The sequence below is a fragment of the Alsobacter ponti genome, from assembly GCF_024294805.1.
Lineage (GTDB): Bacteria > Pseudomonadota > Alphaproteobacteria > Rhizobiales > Beijerinckiaceae > Alsobacter > Alsobacter ponti.
The window spans coordinates 97,040-115,818 of sequence record NZ_JANCLU010000015.1; the positions used below are offsets into that span (position 1 = coordinate 97,040).

An 18,779-nucleotide genomic window follows, 5' to 3' on the forward strand; every position below is an offset into this window, starting at 1 on the left:
GCAGACAGGACTTCCACCGCCATCCGTCGTGGAAGTCAGGGTTGGCTTTCACCGCTATCGCCCTGGTCCCCGCCTTGCAATGCCTGGACGAGTCGGTCGTGAAGATCGCGTTCACGAACAAACGGCCAGAGCCTTTCCGCCACGAAGGCCTGTGTGCGGGCGACAACGCCCTCGTCAAACGAAGCCCAGCCCAGGGGCACGGCATATCCCGACGAGGCGCCGATCGGCGCATGAACAAGCGCCGCGACGGCGATGTGCGGAACGATCATAATCTCCAGCGCGGGCGGGATGCCGCTGGAATCCGCGCTCAGCACGTCATCAAACGTCCTGTCGATAAACCACGCGGCCTTGCCGGGAAACAGGCAGACGGCGCGCAACTCCGTCGTGGTTGCCGGCGCGGCCGCCGCGATCCTGCGGCGCAGATACGAAAGCGTATCCCTCTGCTGGGTAGTCCCTCCCCATAGACGGGTCTGCGGCGCTACGGAAAAGACGAACTCCGGCTGCTCAGCGCAGCTGCGCAAGCCGTAATCGACCACTTCAAGAAACCGCCGCGCGTTAGCCTCCGTATAGAGCGGACCGATGACCGGCACTGTCTTCCGGTCCGCGCGCGGCTCGCCCGCCCGTCCGACCGCCTCGCGCCAGTAGCGGTTCACGTTCAGGCCGGTCCTTGTGACAAACTCCTTCAGAAAGTCCGGTGCCAGTTCCGCGAGCACCTCGTAGGCTTGCAGGGCGCCGACTTGGTTGCCGTTGACCTTCAGGTCATCGACCAGCATGGCCGCCGCGCTCTCGATCTGCGGCCGGTCGGAAATCTCATGCTCGGCCCGCCAGGAGCCCAGGTCTATTTCCGGGAGGCTGGGCGCGGACGCCTGTGCGAATACCCGCATGCGGACCGGCACCTGAAAACGATCCTTAGGAACGACCCTGTCCACCGAATACAGGTCCCGCTGCTGAATCTGCTCGCGGTCGCGGCGTTCGGCAAGTTCATAGAAGAACCTGCTGAAACGCTCGAATATCCTGTCCCCGACCTTTCCTGTTCCGGCGGGGTCCGCGAGCGGCAGCTCCGGAAGCGACATTTCTACGGAGTCGATGGCGCGCGGGGGTTGCGGCGCGATGGCGAGCAGGTCGAATCCGAGGTCGCGGCGGCGTTCCTCGACGGTATAGATGGCAGGATCGTCGGCACCTTCCCTGAAGAGTGCATCGCCTGCGGACGTTAGCCAGAGGCGGCCCTCGCGCCGCTCGACGAATCCGGGTCCCGTGGCCTCGTTGAGGACGTAGCTGATCTCGGTCTGCTCAAAACCGAAGAACGCGGCGGCGGACTCCTCCTCAATCCCGGGAACCGCCTTCACCAGCCGCAACAGGAATTCAAGGCTCTGGCTGACCTTGCCCAGTATCGCGACCTTGTACGCGACCTCATACTTGCGGCAGGGCAGAAGCACGTCATAAACACCGAGTTCCACCTTGCGGTCCTCGTCGGCCGGAAGCAGTTCATGTCCCTTCAAACGCAGGAGCGGGCGCGGTTGGTTAGCCATGCGCACCTTCCTCGGCCCGCGCCTTCCGGGGACGCGACGCCGCTTCCCGCGCTGGCTGCGCCCCTGCGCGCCCGATGATGTCCTCGGCGCTGACCGCGCGTGCCGTCCCCCGCGTGACCTGCCGCCCGAACGCTTCCGCCATGCGCCCCATCGGCCCATGCGGGGACCACCGCCCCCGTACGCCCACGACCACCAGCCGGTCCATAGCGCGGCTGACGGCGACATTGATCCGGTTGGGCGTTGTCAGGAAACCCTCGCGCACGCGACACACGCCCGCCTCCATCGGCCCCTCTTCGTTGTTCCTCACCAGCGAGAGAAGGACCACCGGGTTTTCCTTGCCCTGGTAGCTATCGACCGTCCCGACCTTCAGGTGACGGTCCAGAAGATAGGCGAGCGCCGACTGGCGCAGCTTGCGGCGTATGAGATCGCGCTGCGCGGCGTACATGCAGATCACCCCGATGCCGGCGGGATGCTTCTGCTGCGTGAGCAGCCAGGTCCGGAACGGCTCGTGGCTGTGCCAGTCCTCCAGCATCGCCACGATGGCGTCCGCCTCCACCCGGTTGATGCGGCTCTTGCCGCCTTCTTCCGGCCGCTCTGCGGCGGCTTCGCCCATGCCGTCCGTCTGGATCCAGAGCAGTGGGACATCGAGTCCTGCCGGGAGAAGTGCCGGGTGGATTTCCGGAGTCTCACGCCCGGCATGCAGCGGCATATCGGGATAAAAGGCTTCTGAGACGACCTGCCCGATGGGCGCCAGCATTCGGTATTGCGTCTTGAGCCGCGCACCGGCGGCGGCGCCGTATGGCGTGGTGAAGACGCGCTCGAAATCGCTGCGCTTGATTTCACGCTTCGCTACCCCCGTGCGCTCGGCGACAGCGTTGACGACCTCCGCCTTGTGCTGCGGCTCCAGCTGCGCGTGATCTCCCACAAGGACGGCCCAGCGCGCCGCTTGCAGCGGCACCAGCAGTTCGCTGGCGGTGCAGCGGGCCGCCTCATCGACGATAACGAGGTCGAACGCCGTGGCGGTCAGTCCCAATGCCGTACGCCCCAGGCCCACGCAGGTTCCGGCAACGATCTGGCGCGTCCCGGCAAGAAAGCTCTCGAAGCTGCGCTGCGCGCGCGAAACGCTCCCCACGAAATCCCGGCCGATGGCCGCCGCCCTATACAACCTGTCAAACCGGTCGGCGCCGGCGCCGCGCGCGTGGCGCTCCATAACCGCCTGCGCGACCTCGTCCGGCAATGTTGACCATTCGCGCGCCTCTTCCCCGTCGAGCAGCGCCGCGGCATCAAGCCTTTCGAGGTGCCGGCGCAGGGTGTCCAGCAGGCTGTTCAGGCGCTGCTCATCCTTGTCCCCCTGCTGCGTCAGGTCAGCGAGGCGTTCCGCCAGCGGGCGGATAGTCGTCTCGATCGCGGCGATTTCGTCGGCGGCGCTGTCAGGGAGCCCCAGGGCACCGGCGATCTCCGCGAGGCGGTCGCGGAAAGAAGCCCGGAAGCGATCCTTGAAACCCTGCTCGACCTTCGGCGTGTGGTAGGCGCGAAGCGGCAGCGAAACCTGCTCCTCGTCCCGCCCGATCCGCAGCAGGCTCGGCTGCACCCCGCCGTTGCGGAACAGGGTAAGCACCGCTTCGGCCGCCGTGTTCACCGCTTCGTGGGACTGGCTCGCCAGCAGCACGTTGCGTGCCAGGCCTTTCGTCAGGGCATAGTGCGCAAGCGCCGCGATGAAGCGGGTCTTCCCGGTTCCCGGCGGCCCCTGCAACAGCCCGACCGGCCGGTTCGCCACGATGCGCGCGAAGGCCGCTTCCTGGTCGGCATTCAGCCCGTAGATGCCGAGCGAACCCGCAGCGGGCTGGTGACCGACGTTCGAGGGCAGTGCGCCGGTTCGCGGGTCGAATACACCCAGAAGGTCGCGGGATCGCCCGTTGCCCGCCAGTATCCGGTCAACGGCGTCCGTCCGGCGTTTCAGGCTCTGGCGTTCCAAGTGACTCCAGAAGCGCAGGCGCTGCCCGGCATCGACGATATGCGCCTGGTGCGCCATGTTTGTGTCGCTGGCGTCGATGACCGCCAGGTCCGACCGCGATGACTGGAGGTCAAGCTGGCCGATGCGGCGCCACGCGCCCTTTTTGTCCTGTCGCTCCACGCCGACGGTATCGTGGCGCGCGAACTCGAACGCTCCGCTTTCAAGCTCGATGGGCACCTTGTGACGGCCCGATCCGCGATCGAAGACGCTTTCGATCTGTGCGATACCCTCGATGGTAAGCTCGTTCTCGACGTCGATCAGCGCGCGCCAGAGCGCCGGCACGTCGAGGGACGCCAGCGCGACGACAGGCCGTACGGCAATCTCCTCGGCAAGGGCGTCCTCGGCCGCCTCTTCCGCGACGGGCGCGGCGGCAGGATCTTCGACATCGACCGGCGCGGGGGCCGATCCCGTCCGTTCCGCCGCGATCCTTTCCTGCACCTCAGAGAGAGCCAGAAGAGGCGCCAGCGCGGACAGGTCGTTCATAAGAGCGCTTTCCACCGAAAGGGTGGCCACGACCATGTGGAATTCCTGGGCGGCGCTACGCCTGATCTGCCGCTGCTCCAGCCTGCGGCGCCTTGCGGATACGGGCTGAGCGTTGTTGTCCAGCCGGATATCCAGCTCCTCCGCGGCGCCGCGCAGCACGAGGAACAGCGTGCCCCGCGCGGCATCGCGGCGCACGCGCAGGAGGATGTAGCCCTCGTCCGGTTCGATCGGGCCGGTGGCCGCGCCGATAATGCTGACGGCGTAGTGGGCGGCAACATCGCCCGCGTCGTCTGCCGCCGGCGCGTTCAGCCGCGCGAGCGCCGCCTCGACCTGGTCGAGAAGCGGCAGGAGCGTGGAAAGGCGCGGCTCCTTTTCCCGGCAGTCCGCGATGGCTCTCGCGATCTCGCGCGCATCGCGCTCGGCCAGCGCGGCGCAGTTAAACACTTCCTCCGCTATTCTGGTGACCGCGAACCGGTCACGCTCGAAAAGGCTGCCCGACGAAGGGGCATAAGCCGCTGTGGTGTGCTCCCCGTCTGCGCGCGGCGAGAAATCCAGCGCGTCAATGAGGACGGGCGCATTTTCGGCGGAAACAACAATGTTGGCAGGCGATATGTCGCCATGGCCCCGGCCGCTCTCATGAAGCGCATCGACCGTTCGCGTCAGGCGCTCCACGAACGCCAGCGCCGCCGCAGGCGTGGTAAAATCCTCCGGCGGTGCAGCTAGCACCGCCGCGAGCGTCGGGCCTTCGACCCAGTCCTGTACGAGGGCCAGGGAGTCTCCGAGCCACAACGCCTCCCGAACAGTCGGCAGGCCCGCAGGACGGTCGGCCTTTGCTGCGGCTGCTTTATCAAGGAAGGCCAGGATGGATGCACCCTCGCGCGCCATGTCGCCCCATGAGGCCTGTTTCCAGAGCTTCACGACAACCGGCGCGCCGTCGTTCTGGCTCCGCCACATTTCCACGCGGTCGTTCTCGACGATGAGGTCTCCCGACTCCGGAAAGGCCGTCATGAGCTGGCGAACCGACCGGATGGCGCCGCGATGCCGGTCAAGCCCGGAGATGATCTCATCCCGCGTCGGGCGCTGCGCGGTTGCGCGGTTGAATCCCTGCAAGGCCTGGATGGCGTCCGGGTAGCGGCGGGACGGATCGAGTTCCAGCGCCTCGGCGAACCAGTCGTGGAGCGCGCCAAACGTCCCGGCCCCGTCGATCGCCGGATTCCACTCCGGCGGACTGCCGCCGGGAATCTTTCCGAACAGCAGCTGGTGGACGGCGACCGCCGCGAGGAACACGTCGCGGCACTGGGGTCCGCGCTCCACGCCCAGGTGGTCTTCGGGCACATCGACGCTGGCGAGAAACTGGTAACGGGACCCGCCAAGGGATTTGACCTCCGGGAAGCGCGCGGCCATCAGGTGCGAAAACTTGGCGGTGGTCGGCGCCTCAAGCCAGATGCTGTGTCCGCCAAGGTCGAGATGGGCGGCATCCTGCCCATGAAGATTCGCCGCCGAAGCGAGAATCTGGCGCGCCAGCTCAATCTTCTCGGAAGGCGCGAGCCGCACCGCTTCGGTTTCGGCGAACACGCCGAGTCTCTGCATGCGGCGGCGGCGGTCATAGACTTCCCAGTAATGCACTCCCCGCTCCGGGTCGTCGATCTTCGGGGGAAGCAGGGTTTGCTCGGCGGCGCTGCTGCGATCCTTGAGCCAGTGATAGACGACGTGTTCCCGCCCGGCGATTTCCCGGCGTCCTTCCTCGTTCTGGAAACGGGGGTCCGGGCATTTGGTGAAATCCCAAAGACGCAGTGTGCCGAGGTTGTTCTTGTTGCCTTCCTCGGCGGCCTCATACTCGCGGTATATGTCCTGCGGATGCGAGAATGTGGGCACGTCCTCGGCGGCGAACCGCTCAAAACGCCGCCGCCCCGGCTGGAACGGCGAACTGGGACCGGCATTGAAAAAACGGTGAAGACGCTCCTTCCAGAATGTGTCCGTCAGCGGCGTGGAAAGGTATGCGCCGGGGACATTCCCGAACGTCGCGCGTTCGCGGCCGCTGTCCTTCACGATGCTCAAGAACTCGTCGGCGGTCAGAACCTTTGCTCTTTCTGTTTCGGCTATGTCCGTGCGGTCGGCCTTTCCCGTCAGGACGACCAGCCCCTCTATCCGTGGCAAGGGAAGGTCCTTGGTTTCAGGCCTCTTCTTGAACTCTGCGCTCAGCAGCGGAAGTATGTCGCGCGTGATGCCGGCGATCTTTGCGACGGGAGACGGGTCTCTATCGATGCCGTTCAGGTGCCAGCGGCCATCGACACTCGCAATGTTTCCATACCAGTCTTTCAGGTCGATCAGGAATATCCGCTTGTCGGAGACGATCACGACATCGATTTCGCGCGCCCGGCCCACGCCGAGAACGAGGTCAAGATTTGTGAACGCATACCAATCGGCGGGCAGGTCGGTCCGGAACCGATCAATGCCTTTGATCTCGCGTTTATGCAATCCGCGGCCGGCGTTTGTTATTTTCATAAAGCCCCGCCCCAAAAACATTGCCCAAAGTATAGCCAAACACCGATGATTCATCGAAGCCTTTTTGGGCGCTGGCAGAAAAAAGGCCGTAACCTCCTGCGAGGACGCGGCTAGAAAGCGTCAGGCCGCTTCCTCGACCGTGTCGCCAATGGCGCGCAGCACCTCCGGCAGCCACCGCGTGCCCGCGATCTCGCGGGCAGCGATGACAGCCAACTCGGCCTTCTTCATGCGGCTCCACGCCGGTGCCGCCGGTACGCCTTTCGCCTCGCACAGCGTCGTAACGATTTGCGGGCTGCTGACCCGGCTGAAATAGGTCGGCACGTCCGGGGTGTAGTGATCGGCAATATCGAACCCAATCGCTTCTGCCAGCGCGTCGGCGTGACCAAACCGCTTGTGTTCAAGACGGTCGGACTTCTGCCGGATCGCGTCGATGGATAGCGCCCCGATATGGGCGAGCAGCGCCAGTGACCTGCTTCCCGTTTCCTGGAGCGCCGAAAGCTGGGAAATTCCAGTTTTGCAGCCCGGGCCGGAGACGGAGAGATCGATGAAGAAGTCGAAGTTCACGGAGGCGCAGATCGCCTTCATCCTGAAGCAGGCGGAGGAAGGCACGCCGGTTGCGGAGGTGTGCCGCAAGGCCGGGATTTCCGACGCGACCTTCTATGGCTGGCGCAAGAAGTTCGCCGGCCTGATGCCCTCGGAGATGAAGCGGCTGCGAGTGTTGGAAGAGGAGAACGGCTAGCTGAAGAAGCTCGTTGCCGACCTCTCCCTCGACAAGGCCATGCTGCAGGATGTGCTGTCACGAAAGCTGTAAGGCCTGCGCGGCGGCGCCGACTGGTCGATGAAGTCCGCGGCACCTGGAAGAAGCTCGGATGGCAGACGCCGGTCGACTTCGCGGCCACGTTCCACCCGCGATGTGATCAGACGCTACGCAACGTGAATAGCTCCGCGTCTGCCCACGCCGCTCAACCCGCCCGAGAGGGCCAAACCAACCGCCGGAACGAACTCAAGGCTGGATAAAAACTGGGGGCAACGTCATCACCAACTCCAAAATGCCGCTAACTTAATCGGTCTCGACCTGCCTCATCTGCGCCTCACGGCCGGCAGTGCCGAGCTTTTCTGTGGCCTCGAACTTGCCATTGCGCTCGGGGAGCGTTGGCGAGCATCGTCCACCGACGGCGATCAGGGTGCCGCGCCCAGAATGGCCGCCAGCTCATCCAGCGAGAGAGGCGGCGATCGCCGATGAACAACGGCGTGGCAGTTTGGGCAAAGCGGAATCAGGTCCCGGCGCACATCCAGACGATAGTCGGCGCCCAGTTCCGATACCGGCGTCGTGTGATGAACTTCGATAAATCCCGCAGCTATTGCTCCATAGGCCTGCTCGAAGTTCATACCGCACGCTTTGCAGGCCCTGCCATGTATCGCAAGCGCGGCGGACCGGTTGCGTCGGTCCCGTTCGTAGCGGTTGACCTCGACGCGGATCAGGCTCCCTTCGGGATAGCCGGCAATGTCGGGTTCCCCCGTGTCGGCACGCTCCAGCGGAAGCAGGGCAACGACTGCGGCCGCGAAGCGTACCGCCCATTCCCGCGCGATGCCCTCGTCCTGGGCGCCATCCTCTGCGCCGAGCTCCAGGTTCCCCCGGCTCAGTGTCATCCCGAATCTTGCCCACCGAATCGGCCAGACAGCAGAAGCACGATAGTCGGCGTCTACACCGTTGATGCGGAGCGACACCGTTGCACCGAGGTTGTTGCATTCGCTGATGATGCTCTCGAAAAGGCCGCGGCCGTCAGCGTCGGCTTCGGACATCCCTTCAAGCAGCTCGCCGGCAAATCTGCCAGGCTCAAAGGCAATGTCCAGCCTTCGCCACTTCAGCGTGGTGCGGATTGAGAACCCGTGCGACCCGGCATGTCCTTCCGGTTCGACCAGAATCCATCGGTTTTTTTCGGCATCAAGACCTGATCTGCCGACGAACGGCAGACCCGTCTCTTCTGTCAGGAACGCCGCGAAAGAAACAGGATCAAGCGGCATCGGAATCCGTTCCAAGGTCCGGCTCCGGCAGGCCTTCGACCAGTTTGCGGAGGATGCGGGAGACCTCGAAACGCATATCGGCGAAGTTCTCCTCGGTCTTGTCGGTCGTGGCGCTGAGTTCAGCGACTGCAAGCGCCCACAGGAGCGAGTCCATCCCCTGGATCGTCACGCCATTCTTGAGATTAGGGACATAGACCTTCCGGTAGTAGTCGTGCTCGGTATTGACCCGCACTGCCTTGTGCTGCTCAATGATGCACGGCTCGAACAGCATACCGTCCCGTATTCCGGAAGCTGGCTGGATGAACACCTCACCCGGCCGATTGGCTGAGCCAACCGGCAGCTTCAGCGTAAACTTACCTCTCGGATTGATAACGGTCACCGAGCCGGTATTCGGGTCGTTGACGTTGACCTCCGCCCCGCCGACTTCGGCTTCCTTGGTGCCGATCGTGCGGTTGGAAGCGTCGTGTGCGCCCTTGGAGGCCTTGCCGATCTCTTTTTTCTCGCCTTCACGGTATCTGCGGTTCGCCTCGCGGCGGGGCGCGGGCAGGAACTGGTCCTTCAGCCAAGCCCAAAGCTCGTCATCGAGAATGATCTGCGACTTCTTGATGTCCAGATGGAAGAACTCATCCAGCTCATGCGTGAAGGAGAATTCGACGCGCAGGAGGTTGAAGTGCGGCTCGATCTGGAACATGCCGAGCCAGTCGGCGTCGTGGATCAGCCGGTCCTGACGGTAGACATAGATACCCTGTCTTGTGGTGGCGATCCTTGCAGCCTTTGCAGCCTCCTCGTTTGGAAACTCCTCGGGACGCGGCAGAAGATATGCACTGACGATGAATTCCGCACTGCTCCCCTCGACCTTGACCGTATCGCCTGCCAGCAGCTCGGAATAACCGACTTGGAATGGGTCCCAAGCCTTGACCTCTGCCCCATTGACCCTGATGGAAACGTTCGGAGCGCGTTTGTCCTTCGCATCGAGGAACCGCTGATAGACCATCGCCAAGTGTTCGATCAGGGCATTTTTCTTTTTTTCGAGTCCCCTGCGTGCGTGACCGCTGGCGGCATCCTTATAGTTCATCAGCCGGTCCACTTTCGTCCAGATGACGACAGTCCCGGAGTGCCCGGATGCAACCGCGTCGAGGTGCTCCAGCGCCTCGTCATCCGGTTCATCGGTAAAGAGCAGTTCCCATTCACGGCGCGTCGCAACATGGTCTAGGTCCCAGGTTGCCATCAGCGCGGGCGCGTCGCCGCTGTTACGTGAGACGACCGACAGACGGCGGCAATAGGCTGTTGAGGCGGTTTTGAGCCCCAGACCGAACTTGCCGAGGCTCGCCGGATCGGAGCGCTTTGGTGAGCCATACTGCATGGCCAGAATAAGTCCGTCCCGGTTCATGCCATCGCCATTGTCGGCAATGGACAGGCGGATGTCCCCGCGAATGTCGGCAGTCAGCCGAATGTCCAAGACTGTTGCATGAGCGGCAATCGAATTGTCGACGAGGTCGGCAACTGCGGTATCGAACTCGTAGCCGGTATCCCTCAGCCCTTCCATCGTCCGGGCCGGATCAGGTACTGATACAATGCTTTCGTTTGTCATTTGCCCCCTCCGTGAAGCTCTATGATGCGCCAGCCACCGCCCAACTGAAGCACGACCCGGCCTTCCGCATCGCGTCTGGCCGTCGATTTCTTAAGTCTTCTGGCGGTGATGGAATAGCTGCCGTGCCCGTCGCGGCTGAGAAGTACCTCGTCGCCAGGCACGAGCGCCTGCTCGCGGATGTATCGGGTCATCCGGGTCAGGCGGTATTCGTTGCGTGTGCCGCCAAACAGGCGGTTATTGTAGTAGATGAATGCGAACTCCCATTCTGCCCCGGATTCGTCGCGGAACAGCAAATGCGCTCGGGGATTACGTCTGTCTGCGGCTAGGTGTGGGAAGAAGGACAATATCTTTTCCTCCTTTGGCACCAGGATACCTGCCTGATGTGCGCCGGTATCCCCGGCGTCGTTCGCACTGAGCGTTTTTGAGATTGCGAGGGATTCCCCCATCAGCGTCCTCCCCGCCGGACCGGCGATCTTTCAAGTGCCGCGATCACGTCCGCATAGTCGTCGTCGCGTCCCTGCATTCCGACAATTGCGGCACCTGCTATCGCCCGCTTTGCCTGCACTCGGTCATTGACCACATCCTCCACGGTATCTGCACAGAAAAGGCGGTGTACCGTGACGGGGAGCGTCTGCCCGCGACGGTGGGCACGGGCGGACGCCTGGTCCTCCAGCGCCGGGTTCCATTCGAGATTGTAGTGAATGACATGGGTCGCGGCGGTGATATTGAGTCCGGCGCCGCCGGCCTTCGGATTCAGGACCATGACCGCAGGGCCTTCTATTGCGCTGAACCGATCGATCAGCGGCTGGCGGCCGTCAATCGGCAGACGACCGTCGAGCGTCGCTGCGAAATATCCCATCTGTCCTTCTACATATCCGGCTATCATATCGGCCATCTCGGTGTATGAAGTAAATACGATGGCCTTTTCTCTGATGTCAGCGATTTCTGATAGAATGTCTGCAAGTCGTGCAAACTTTGTAAATCCTGTTGGAGCGGTCTTTGCTGCTCCCTGAGTGATAGAGGGATGCGCGCAGAACTGCCGCAGGCGGGTGAGGGCGATCAGCGTTGCCGCTCTTCCATGCTCATCGAATATTTCCTGCCGTATGCGCTCGTATTCAGCCGCCTCGGCATCCGAGAGCTGAATCACCTCGGGAACGTCAATCCGCGCAGGCAGGTCCTGCGCTACTTCTGAGACACGGCGGCGGAGCATGAGCGGCGTCACAAGCGGCTCCACCTTCTGCGCGGCGTCGACGCTTTCTTCATGTCGCGCGATGAACGATTCGAGATCGCCCAAGTAGCCCGGTGCTATGAAATCCATGATGGACCAAAGGTCCGTCAGGCGATTTTCCATCGGCGTCCCGGTCATCGCAACGGCGACCTTGCGCGGAAGGCTCTTTACGGTCCTGGTTCTGATGGCTTCGGGGTTCCGGATGTTCTGCGCCTCGTCGAGAACAACGGCATCCCACTCGATCATCTTCATCAGCGACTGGTCGCGCACAATGGTGTCGTAGGAGGCCACGACAACATCGTATTTCTGAAGGTCGGCATATCGGCCGGTCCGGCTCGCGCCGTGGTGTTTCAGGACGGAAAGCGACGGCGCGAATTTCGCGAACTCGCGCCTCCAGTTTTCAAGGAGCGACCCCGGAGCCACAACCAGCGTCTGCGACAGCTTTTTCTTTCCGCAGTCGGCAAGCACGCTGATGACCTGCAATGTCTTGCCGAGGCCCATTTCGTCCGCCAGAAGGCCGCCGATACCCTCGCCGATGACGAATTTCAGCCAGCGCCAGCCGTCGATCTGATACGGAAAGAGGGTTGCCGATATGCCCGCAGGCGATCCGGACTCGGGCGGCACGAACCTAAGCGTTGCTTCGCTGCCGCTTGGCAATACGTCCTCGACCGCAAGTCCCTTAGATGCTGCGCTTTTGAGCGCCAGCAGTCCCCCAAATGTCAGGACACGGCCGGTATCATCCACACCCGCCTCGGTGAGCAGGGCGCGCAGCTCGTCCAGGCTGCTTTGTTCGATGCTGTACCAGCTACCGTTCGCAACGACATGGCCGCTATGTAGGACGGCATTCGAGACGGGAAACGATCCCCCGAACTGCGGACGAACCGCAAGGATGACAGCGGGCAGATTTTGGCCTGAACGCTCCTCCACGACGCCTGAGAGTACTGCTGGGTAGCGGGAAAAACGAAGCGAAGCAGCATCCCCGCTCTTTCCCGGATCTAGGCCTTCCAGCGGTGATGTGCCTTCGACAATCGTGTCGATGATTTCCGCAGCAGTAACAGCGGCTGGCACACCGTCAATATCGACCTTTAGCTGGTCTCCATACAGTCGCCAACACTTCATGGATCCCTCGTAATACTACCGGAATCCCGGCGCAATTCATTGTCAGAACCATTAAACAAACTCTTCTCCTCCCCGAGGCAATTCGGCTGACAACTCGCATATAAACAGACATTGTAGCCAGCCGTCGCCGTTGTAATAGACCGCCCGTACCAGCTGATGATCGGCATGCGAAAGCGGTATCGATCTGAGGCAGAATTCGGAACACGAAATTTTTCGGAATATATGGTCCGGCCTGATGCGCGTTCGTTTGCAAGCGTGTCGTTGGCAGCCAGCCGCTTCACATACCATATTGCCCGCTGCGGACGATCAAACTCGTCCATCCAGTCGGCAAGATCGACAAGCGCCATCAAAATTCCCCCCTGATTTCCCGGCTGCCTTCATCACTTCGTATCCATGCCGCAGTCTGGCCGATGACCGAAGCGAGGCCGATGCCTCCCCGTCCCCGGAAGGCGCATTCCCAAATGGTCAAATGCCGCCAGCGGGCGGTGTCCAGCTCCGCGGCCACTTTCGCATCGCGCGTTCGGTTACCCGCGATCTTCCCGGCCCAGAATTCAGTCCGGGTGCCTGGAAGACGGAACAGCGCGCAGTCATGCCCGTGCCAAAAGCATCCATGGACGAATATGACGGCCCGGTAGCGCGGGAATGCCATATCGGGACGGCCCGGAATGTCGCGAGCATGCAGCCGGTATCGGAAACCGAGGGCGTGCAGGGCCTTGCGGATAGCCAATTCCGGGCGGGTATCCTTGCCCCGGATACCCGCCATCATACGGCTTCGGGTCTGCTGATCGATCATATCAGGCAATGGCCGCCTTTCGTGTGGCGCCTGCGCCGCTCCGGACAGCCTCAAGCAACCACGGCTCCATGTGCCGCGCCACGGCCTCCACGACCGGCACAACGACGGCATTGCCAAACTGGCGATAGGCCTGCGTATCCGAGACGGGGATGACCATTGGCGGTCGGCCGCGACCGTCGAAACCCATCAGCCGTGCGCACTCCCTTGGCGTCAGACGGCGTGGGACATTGCCTTCCCGCAAAATCAGTATTTCGGAGCCGTCCTTGTAGTAGCGGGCGGAGAGTGTCCGGGCCACGTCACTTGGGCCGAATAGACCGAACCCGAAGCCGTTGCCTTTCTGGCGGTGCTTTTCGGCGTAGTCTCGGAGATAGCCCCACAGATGGACTGACAGGGTGTATTTTGCCGCCGCCTGTCCGTCCTTCTCGGTAAAAGGCTTTTCAGGCGAGTCTCCCGAACGATGCAGGATGCTGCCGAGCTTCGGACCATTTAGCGGATCGGGAACTTCCATGTCGTCGAACGAAAAACCGTTTTTTTCCCGGAAGCCGACAATGAAGATACGCTCACGGTGCTGTGGTACCCATGACTTTGCGTCGATCACCCTTTTTTCGACGTGATAGCCCAGTTCCTTCGTCAACACGTCGTAGATCACGCGGAAGGTATGCCCGCGATCGTGGTTGACTAGATTCTTTACGTTCTCCAGTACTAATGCCTTCGGCTGATGGTCGCGGATGATCCGGGCCACGTCGAAGAAAAGCGTGCCCTGCGCCTCGCAGGCGAAGCCGTGCGGCCGGTTCAGCGCGTTCTTCTTGGAGACGCCTGCAATCGAAAAAGGCTGGCACGGAAATCCTGCCAGGAGCAGGTCGTGTGCAGGAATGTCTTTCGACTCCACCTTGCGGATGTCACCCGCGATCTCATGATCGTCCTGTGGAAAATTCGCCATATAGGTCTTCTGCGAATAGCGATCCCACTCGCATGTGAAGACGCATTTCCCTCCGAGCGGCTCGAAGCCGCGACGCAATCCGCCTATCCCCGCGAACAGATCGATGAAGGTGAAAGCGGGCGGAGTGCTGTTCTGCCCGCCGCCCGGCTTAATCGCCCGAAGAAGATCGAGAACTGCCTTTCTCGGCTGGGTCTCCCCCTTGTCCCATCGGCAGACGGTGCGTTCGCTGTAGCCTGTTCGCAGGGCGGCTTCGGTCACAGTTAGACCCGCCTGCTGGCGGAGGATTGAAAATTCGGACACGGGCGCTCCTGGGTCATTTTTTGTCAACCTGACAGATTCGTCTCCAGAGAACAAGTCAAGAACATAGCTTGGCGTATCTTGATCACAGACTGGAGTGCGCCCCTGAGGCGGACAGCGTGATGGCAGGGAATGGCCGGCGTGCCGGGCTTTCAAAGGATGGAAGCCCATGGCCCGACACCTTCCCACAGGATAGCGTTAAAGCGTCAGGTGGTGCAGGAGTATCTCGCCGGCGAGACGCTACATGGCCTTGCGAAGCGCCACGACATCTCGGGCAACCTGATCCGCATCTGGCGCCAGAAGCACGACGCGGGCGCCTTGGACGACGACGCCGTACCCGCCCGACGCGATCGCGGCCTACGAGGCCAGGATCGCGGCTCTCGAGCGGCTCTCGAGCGGCTCGTCGGCAAGCAGGCTCTCGAGATCGAGTTTCTAAAGGAGGATCTGAAGTACGCACCGCGTCCAGAAGCGCGATTACGTCCGACGTCATCGACCCGGTGGTGTCTCAATCGCTGAAGGATGCCGGCTGATGGGCATCGCGCGCTCCATCGCCGACAGCTTCGAGGCCTACGGTTACCGCCGCATGCAGGCGGAGCTCCGCCAGTGCAGTTTCATCGTAAAACATCAGAAGGCCCGCCGCCTGATGCGTGGGCAAGATTTGCAACCGCGCCATCCCCACCACCGACAGCAACCACAATCTGCCGATTTTCCTGAACTGGCGAAGGACATGGCGCTGGACGGACCGAACCAGCTCTGGGTCGCGGACATCACCTACGTCGCAATCTCGAGCGGCTTCGTCTACGTCGCGGTCGTCTTGGACCTCTGGTCACGCTGGGTCGTCGGCTGCACCATTGGCCGCTCGATGAACGTGCGCCTGACGCTCGCCGCTCTGCGCTCCGCCGTGGCGCAGCGCAGAACGCCGCAGGTTGCGTGCATCACGTCGACATTGGATCGCCGTACGGAGCCGGATCCTACCGGCCAGCGCTTGCGGATCACGGACTGGTCGGCTCGACGGGCTGCGCGGCAATCACTACGACAATGCCAGGGCCGAGAGCACTATGAAGACCTTGAAGATCAAAGCCGTGCACCCGATGGCCTACGACACGTTCAAAGACGTCGCCGACCACCTTCCGCGCTTCATCGATCAGATCTACAACAAAACTCGCCTGCACTCGGCGCTGGGCTACCTCAGCGCTCGCCAGTTCACGAGCTGCACACCCGGCCCCTGGTCAAAACCGCAGCCTGATCCTCACTCGATGTTGACAATCTGTGGCCTATTCGAAGGGCGTGACCCTGGAATTCTCCCGTCCCGGCAAGCCGACAGACACGGATGTTGTCGACAAGAGGGCTCGGCGGCCAGCTCCGACACCGTGCGCTCGCCCTTCACGGCTTCCAACGGCACGGGAGCCTTTAAGCCGACGTCATGTTTCCCGCGTTTGCTGATGCTCTGATTTCCTCGTTCATGGAGATCAGCAGACGCCAATTCGCAGCTTCCATCACAGTCCCGATTTCGGGAAGTAGCTCAATTCAGCACTATCCCCTCGGGCGATAGCCTGCCGTACAAAAATCACGAAAGGGAATTCGTATAGACGTGGTATCGATCGATCAGCGGCTTTGCCATGATTTCTAGTTCTTTGAGATTTACACCGACGAGCTTCGCATTGTCTTCTATGGTAATAAACAGCGGCTCAAGATATCGTGCCAAGTTCGAACAACTCTTGTATGACTGCTCATAACCTCGAACCACTGCCAACTGCTTGATCAGGATCTTCTTCGCCCCCAGCGGGTCGTGCTTCTTCGAAAGCAAGTCGGCAAATTCATCGTCTAGCTTGTTCAGCTTGCTGACGATCTTGTGCCACGCCGAAGGCGGCATGAGAGCCTGAATTTTTCCGTCTTTTTCGATGAAATCGTGCCCCAGGAACCGGAAACCCGACTGCAACGTCCCTTCGCTCTTGGTTGCGAGTTCGAAATGCCCGCCAGGGAGCTTCCGTACGCGTTCTCCCAGCTCTTCCCTTGCATCCGTCAACATGGCGCCCGACATCGCCAGCAGCGCAAAGTCGTCGGCGTAGTTCTGCATCAGAACACACTCTTTCGACCACGTGAGCTTGCTGACAGTAAACGCCTGGATGTGCGGGGAGTGGCAGGAGCCCTGCGGGATTCCCTGGCGGGCCTGCTGGAGGGCGTACGAGCGAGAGATACCAGAGGGAAGACCCTGATGTCCTACTCTCATAGCCATCGTGTCGCCTAGGGCGACATTTCTCACCACTGCGTCAGGCAGCGGCAAGATTTCGACAAGGCGAGCCTCATCGAAACTCTGGAAACAGTGAACGATGTCCAATACGCACGCGTGGTCGAAGCCCGCTTCCAACCGCGCGAGCGTCTTGGCGACGGCAGCGTGATAGCCCTCTGGCCCAATGCACTGGAAGCGCTTCGGCACAAAGAACGGCGCCATCGCCCTGCGGCAGATCTCCTGCGCGGCGCGATGCTGGATCCCGAAGCTGCAGATGAAACGGTGTTTCCCGTTTCCCTTATGGAGGGAGCGAACATAGACAAGCTCGGAGATGGGCTTGGAGATATCCGCGGTTTTCGTGAGCGCAAAGATTTCCTGAAGGCTGGGCCGCTGGCACCGTTTCATCTTCAGCGCGGCGGCGACGTGGCAGGCGAGGATGGCGTCCTCTCCAAAGAGCATCTCGAACTGGATGTCCCAGGCCGTCTCGCTGTCGAACTTCACTGCCTCGGAAAGCTTCTTCGAGAGGATGTTGGAAGCAGCCTGGGCGGCCTGAACACGCAGATCCAGCTCTTTCTTGGCCTTCGCGGAGAGATCCCCGCCGTATTTGATGCCGTCCACCATCGCCCGATCCATTTGCAATCAATTGCACTAAATGTGAGAGGCAACTCCGCTCTTCGTGAGCCCGATCGACAGCATCGATTGACGCTGCAACAGTGCCGATCTGGTTTGGAATCGCGAGCCAAGTAAAGTCGTCGAATGGACAGGTGGTACAACTTCGAGTCCAGGCAAATCATGTCGACCAGGCGGTGCCCTGCGTCGCGCCTACAGCTCTATAGAAAAACGACGGCTTTCCTTCCCCTCACACACATGCTCCGTGGCGTCCGTATTCATGTCGGACTCACCGACATCAGCGTGTTCGGGCTGGCATCGACAAAACCATTGTCACCCAGCGGTCATTTGCCATCATCTTTTCATCACCACAGGAACAGGGGTCATGGACAAAGAGGATCTGGGTCTCTTCGAGACCGCAACGCAGCTCCTGAGTTCGGTCGCCAACAACTTCATCGAGGTCGCCCGCGCGATGTCGAAGCTGTGGATCGAGGACCGTCCGGAGTTCGAGCGCCTGATCGAAGAAGGACACATTGGTCGCCGCAAGGCGTACTATCTGATCCGGCTGTCCTTGCTGCTCGAGCAGCTCGGCGACGACGACCGCGCCCGACGGATTGGCTGGACGAAGCTCAGCATCATCACGCCCTATGCCTCAGGAGAGAACCTCAAAGAGCTGCTGGCCTACGCGGAAGCCCACACGGCCCGCGATCTCGCGCAGGTCCTGGCGGGCAAGGTTCCCGACGCCCACTCGCGCTGCGTTCTGTTCTATTTCTCGCCTGTCGATTATGGAATCGTCGAGCAAGTCCTAATGGCATTCGGGGCGAAGAAGCGCGGCAAGGGCCTCGTCCACAAGGAAAGCGCCCTCATCGCCGCCTTGAAATGCGCTGCCCAAAACATCGAGCCAGACGAAACGCCGACGTGGCATTGAGATAGCCGGAGGGCACGGCAACGACCTCAGTTACGGGTTTCACCCATAACACGAGCGAGATTACCAGTTTTTCGGATTGTCGCTGCCCTTGGCGGTCGTTCCCGCCATGACTCAGAATGCAACCACCCAGGCGACCGCCGCTTCCCCCGAGTCCTCCCATGTTGTTGAATCAATGAACATTTCCGCCCGCTTTGGGCCGCTCGTTGGGAGGATTAAGTGGCCATCTCGATACCAACTCTGCCCACACTTCGTAATGCGAAGGCGGCCGAACGGCCGCGAGCCGAGGCGCCCGAGGTTCAGTTCCTGACGATCCGGCAGGTCGCCCAGCAGCTTCAGGTCTGCACCAAAACCGCTCGGCGGATCATCAGTGACAAGGACATTCCGATCCTGCGGGTCGGACGGCAGATCCGCATTCGCTCGGACCACCTGTCCCTCTTCGTTTCCAAGCAGTGGTAGCCAGGATTCCCCGCCATTGCCCCTGTGTCCGC

Annotated in this window: 15 protein-coding genes and 2 pseudogenes; 6 read left to right on the forward strand and 11 right to left on the reverse strand. The window is 61.8% G+C overall.

Features of this window, described 5'->3' with window-relative positions; translation table 11 throughout:
• Positions 1 to 35: 35 nt before the first annotated feature.
• From NK718_RS15405 to NK718_RS15415, 3 genes are all read right to left on the reverse strand, one after another.
• Positions 36 to 1,529, reverse strand: a complete 1,494-nt coding sequence (locus NK718_RS15405; protein WP_254744039.1) for a hypothetical protein — start codon at positions 1,527 to 1,529, stop codon at positions 36 to 38.
• Entirely contained in the window at positions 1,522 to 6,531 is a 5,010-nt protein-coding gene (locus tag NK718_RS15410) for an AAA domain-containing protein (protein ID WP_254744041.1), read from the reverse strand. Before NK718_RS15410 ends, NK718_RS15405 begins: the two co-directional genes overlap by 8 nt.
• Positions 6,532 to 6,651: 120 nt before the next feature.
• Positions 6,652 to 7,095 carry a hypothetical protein gene (locus tag NK718_RS15415; protein ID WP_254744043.1) on the reverse strand — a complete coding sequence of 148 codons (444 nt, stop codon included), beginning with the start codon at positions 7,093 to 7,095 and terminating at the stop codon, positions 6,652 to 6,654.
• Here NK718_RS15415 and NK718_RS15420 point away from each other — a divergent pair.
• Positions 7,076 to 7,380: pseudogene (locus tag NK718_RS15420) on the forward strand (transposase); the annotation flags it as partial. The gene NK718_RS15415 and the pseudogene NK718_RS15420 sit on opposite strands and share 20 nt — an antisense overlap.
• 330 nt (positions 7,381 to 7,710) lie before the next feature.
• On the opposite strand, the gene NK718_RS15425 reads toward NK718_RS15420, so the two are convergent.
• From NK718_RS15425 to dcm, 7 genes are read right to left on the reverse strand one after another with little or no spacing between them, the layout of a single operon-like run.
• A complete protein-coding gene (locus NK718_RS15425) occupies positions 7,711 to 8,571 on the reverse strand; it encodes an HNH endonuclease (RefSeq protein WP_254744044.1) in 861 nt (286 codons plus the stop codon).
• Positions 8,546 to 10,147 (reverse strand): ATP-binding protein, encoded by a 1,602-nt coding sequence (locus NK718_RS15430; protein ID WP_254744046.1) that lies wholly within the window; start codon positions 10,145 to 10,147, stop codon positions 8,546 to 8,548. The genes NK718_RS15425 and NK718_RS15430 overlap by 26 nt, the downstream gene beginning before the upstream one ends.
• Complete coding sequence (locus tag NK718_RS15435) at positions 10,144 to 10,593, reverse strand: EcoRII N-terminal effector-binding domain-containing protein (protein ID WP_254744048.1); 450 nt, start codon at positions 10,591 to 10,593, stop codon at positions 10,144 to 10,146. Before NK718_RS15435 ends, NK718_RS15430 begins: the two co-directional genes overlap by 4 nt.
• Positions 10,593 to 12,494 (reverse strand): DEAD/DEAH box helicase, encoded by a 1,902-nt coding sequence (locus NK718_RS15440; RefSeq protein ID WP_254744050.1) that lies wholly within the window; start codon positions 12,492 to 12,494, stop codon positions 10,593 to 10,595. The genes NK718_RS15435 and NK718_RS15440 overlap by 1 nt, the downstream gene beginning before the upstream one ends.
• On the reverse strand, positions 12,491 to 12,841 hold the full coding sequence (locus tag NK718_RS15445) for a hypothetical protein (RefSeq protein WP_254744052.1): 351 nt from the start codon (positions 12,839 to 12,841) through the stop codon (positions 12,491 to 12,493). Before NK718_RS15445 ends, NK718_RS15440 begins: the two co-directional genes overlap by 4 nt.
• Positions 12,841 to 13,287, reverse strand: a complete 447-nt coding sequence (locus NK718_RS15450) for a very short patch repair endonuclease (RefSeq protein ID WP_254744100.1) — start codon at positions 13,285 to 13,287, stop codon at positions 12,841 to 12,843. Before NK718_RS15450 ends, NK718_RS15445 begins: the two co-directional genes overlap by 1 nt.
• 1 nt (position 13,288) lies before the next feature.
• The gene (gene dcm, locus NK718_RS15455) at positions 13,289 to 14,527 is read right to left on the reverse strand and encodes a DNA (cytosine-5-)-methyltransferase (RefSeq protein WP_254744054.1); all 1,239 of its coding nucleotides are present in this window, start codon (positions 14,525 to 14,527) and stop codon (positions 13,289 to 13,291) included.
• A 129-nt stretch (positions 14,528 to 14,656) separates the two neighbouring features.
• Between dcm and NK718_RS15460 the strand changes: the two genes are divergently transcribed.
• From NK718_RS15460 to NK718_RS22200, 3 genes and pseudogenes are all read left to right on the forward strand, one after another.
• Positions 14,657 to 15,040 (forward strand): helix-turn-helix domain-containing protein, encoded by a 384-nt coding sequence (locus NK718_RS15460; protein WP_254744056.1) that lies wholly within the window; start codon positions 14,657 to 14,659, stop codon positions 15,038 to 15,040.
• A 13-nt stretch (positions 15,041 to 15,053) separates the two neighbouring features.
• Positions 15,054 to 15,440, forward strand: a pseudogene (locus NK718_RS22195) (transposase); the annotation flags it as partial.
• Positions 15,441 to 15,582: 142 nt separating this feature from the next.
• Complete coding sequence (locus tag NK718_RS22200) at positions 15,583 to 15,975, forward strand: hypothetical protein (protein ID WP_371877301.1); 393 nt, start codon at positions 15,583 to 15,585, stop codon at positions 15,973 to 15,975.
• Between the two features lie 116 nt (positions 15,976 to 16,091).
• Here the strand turns inward: NK718_RS22200 and NK718_RS15470 are convergent, their stop codons facing one another.
• Entirely contained in the window at positions 16,092 to 17,375 is a 1,284-nt protein-coding gene (locus NK718_RS15470; RefSeq protein ID WP_254744070.1) for an RNA-dependent RNA polymerase family protein, read from the reverse strand.
• Between the two features lie 373 nt (positions 17,376 to 17,748).
• Between NK718_RS15470 and NK718_RS15475 the strand changes: the two genes are divergently transcribed.
• Both NK718_RS15475 and NK718_RS22205 read left to right on the forward strand, forming a co-directional pair.
• Complete coding sequence (locus tag NK718_RS15475) at positions 17,749 to 18,291, forward strand: hypothetical protein (protein ID WP_254744072.1); 543 nt, start codon at positions 17,749 to 17,751, stop codon at positions 18,289 to 18,291.
• A gap of 216 nt (positions 18,292 to 18,507) precedes the next feature.
• Entirely contained in the window at positions 18,508 to 18,747 is a 240-nt protein-coding gene (locus NK718_RS22205) for a helix-turn-helix domain-containing protein (protein ID WP_254744074.1), read from the forward strand.
• Positions 18,748 to 18,779: the final 32 nt, after the last annotated feature.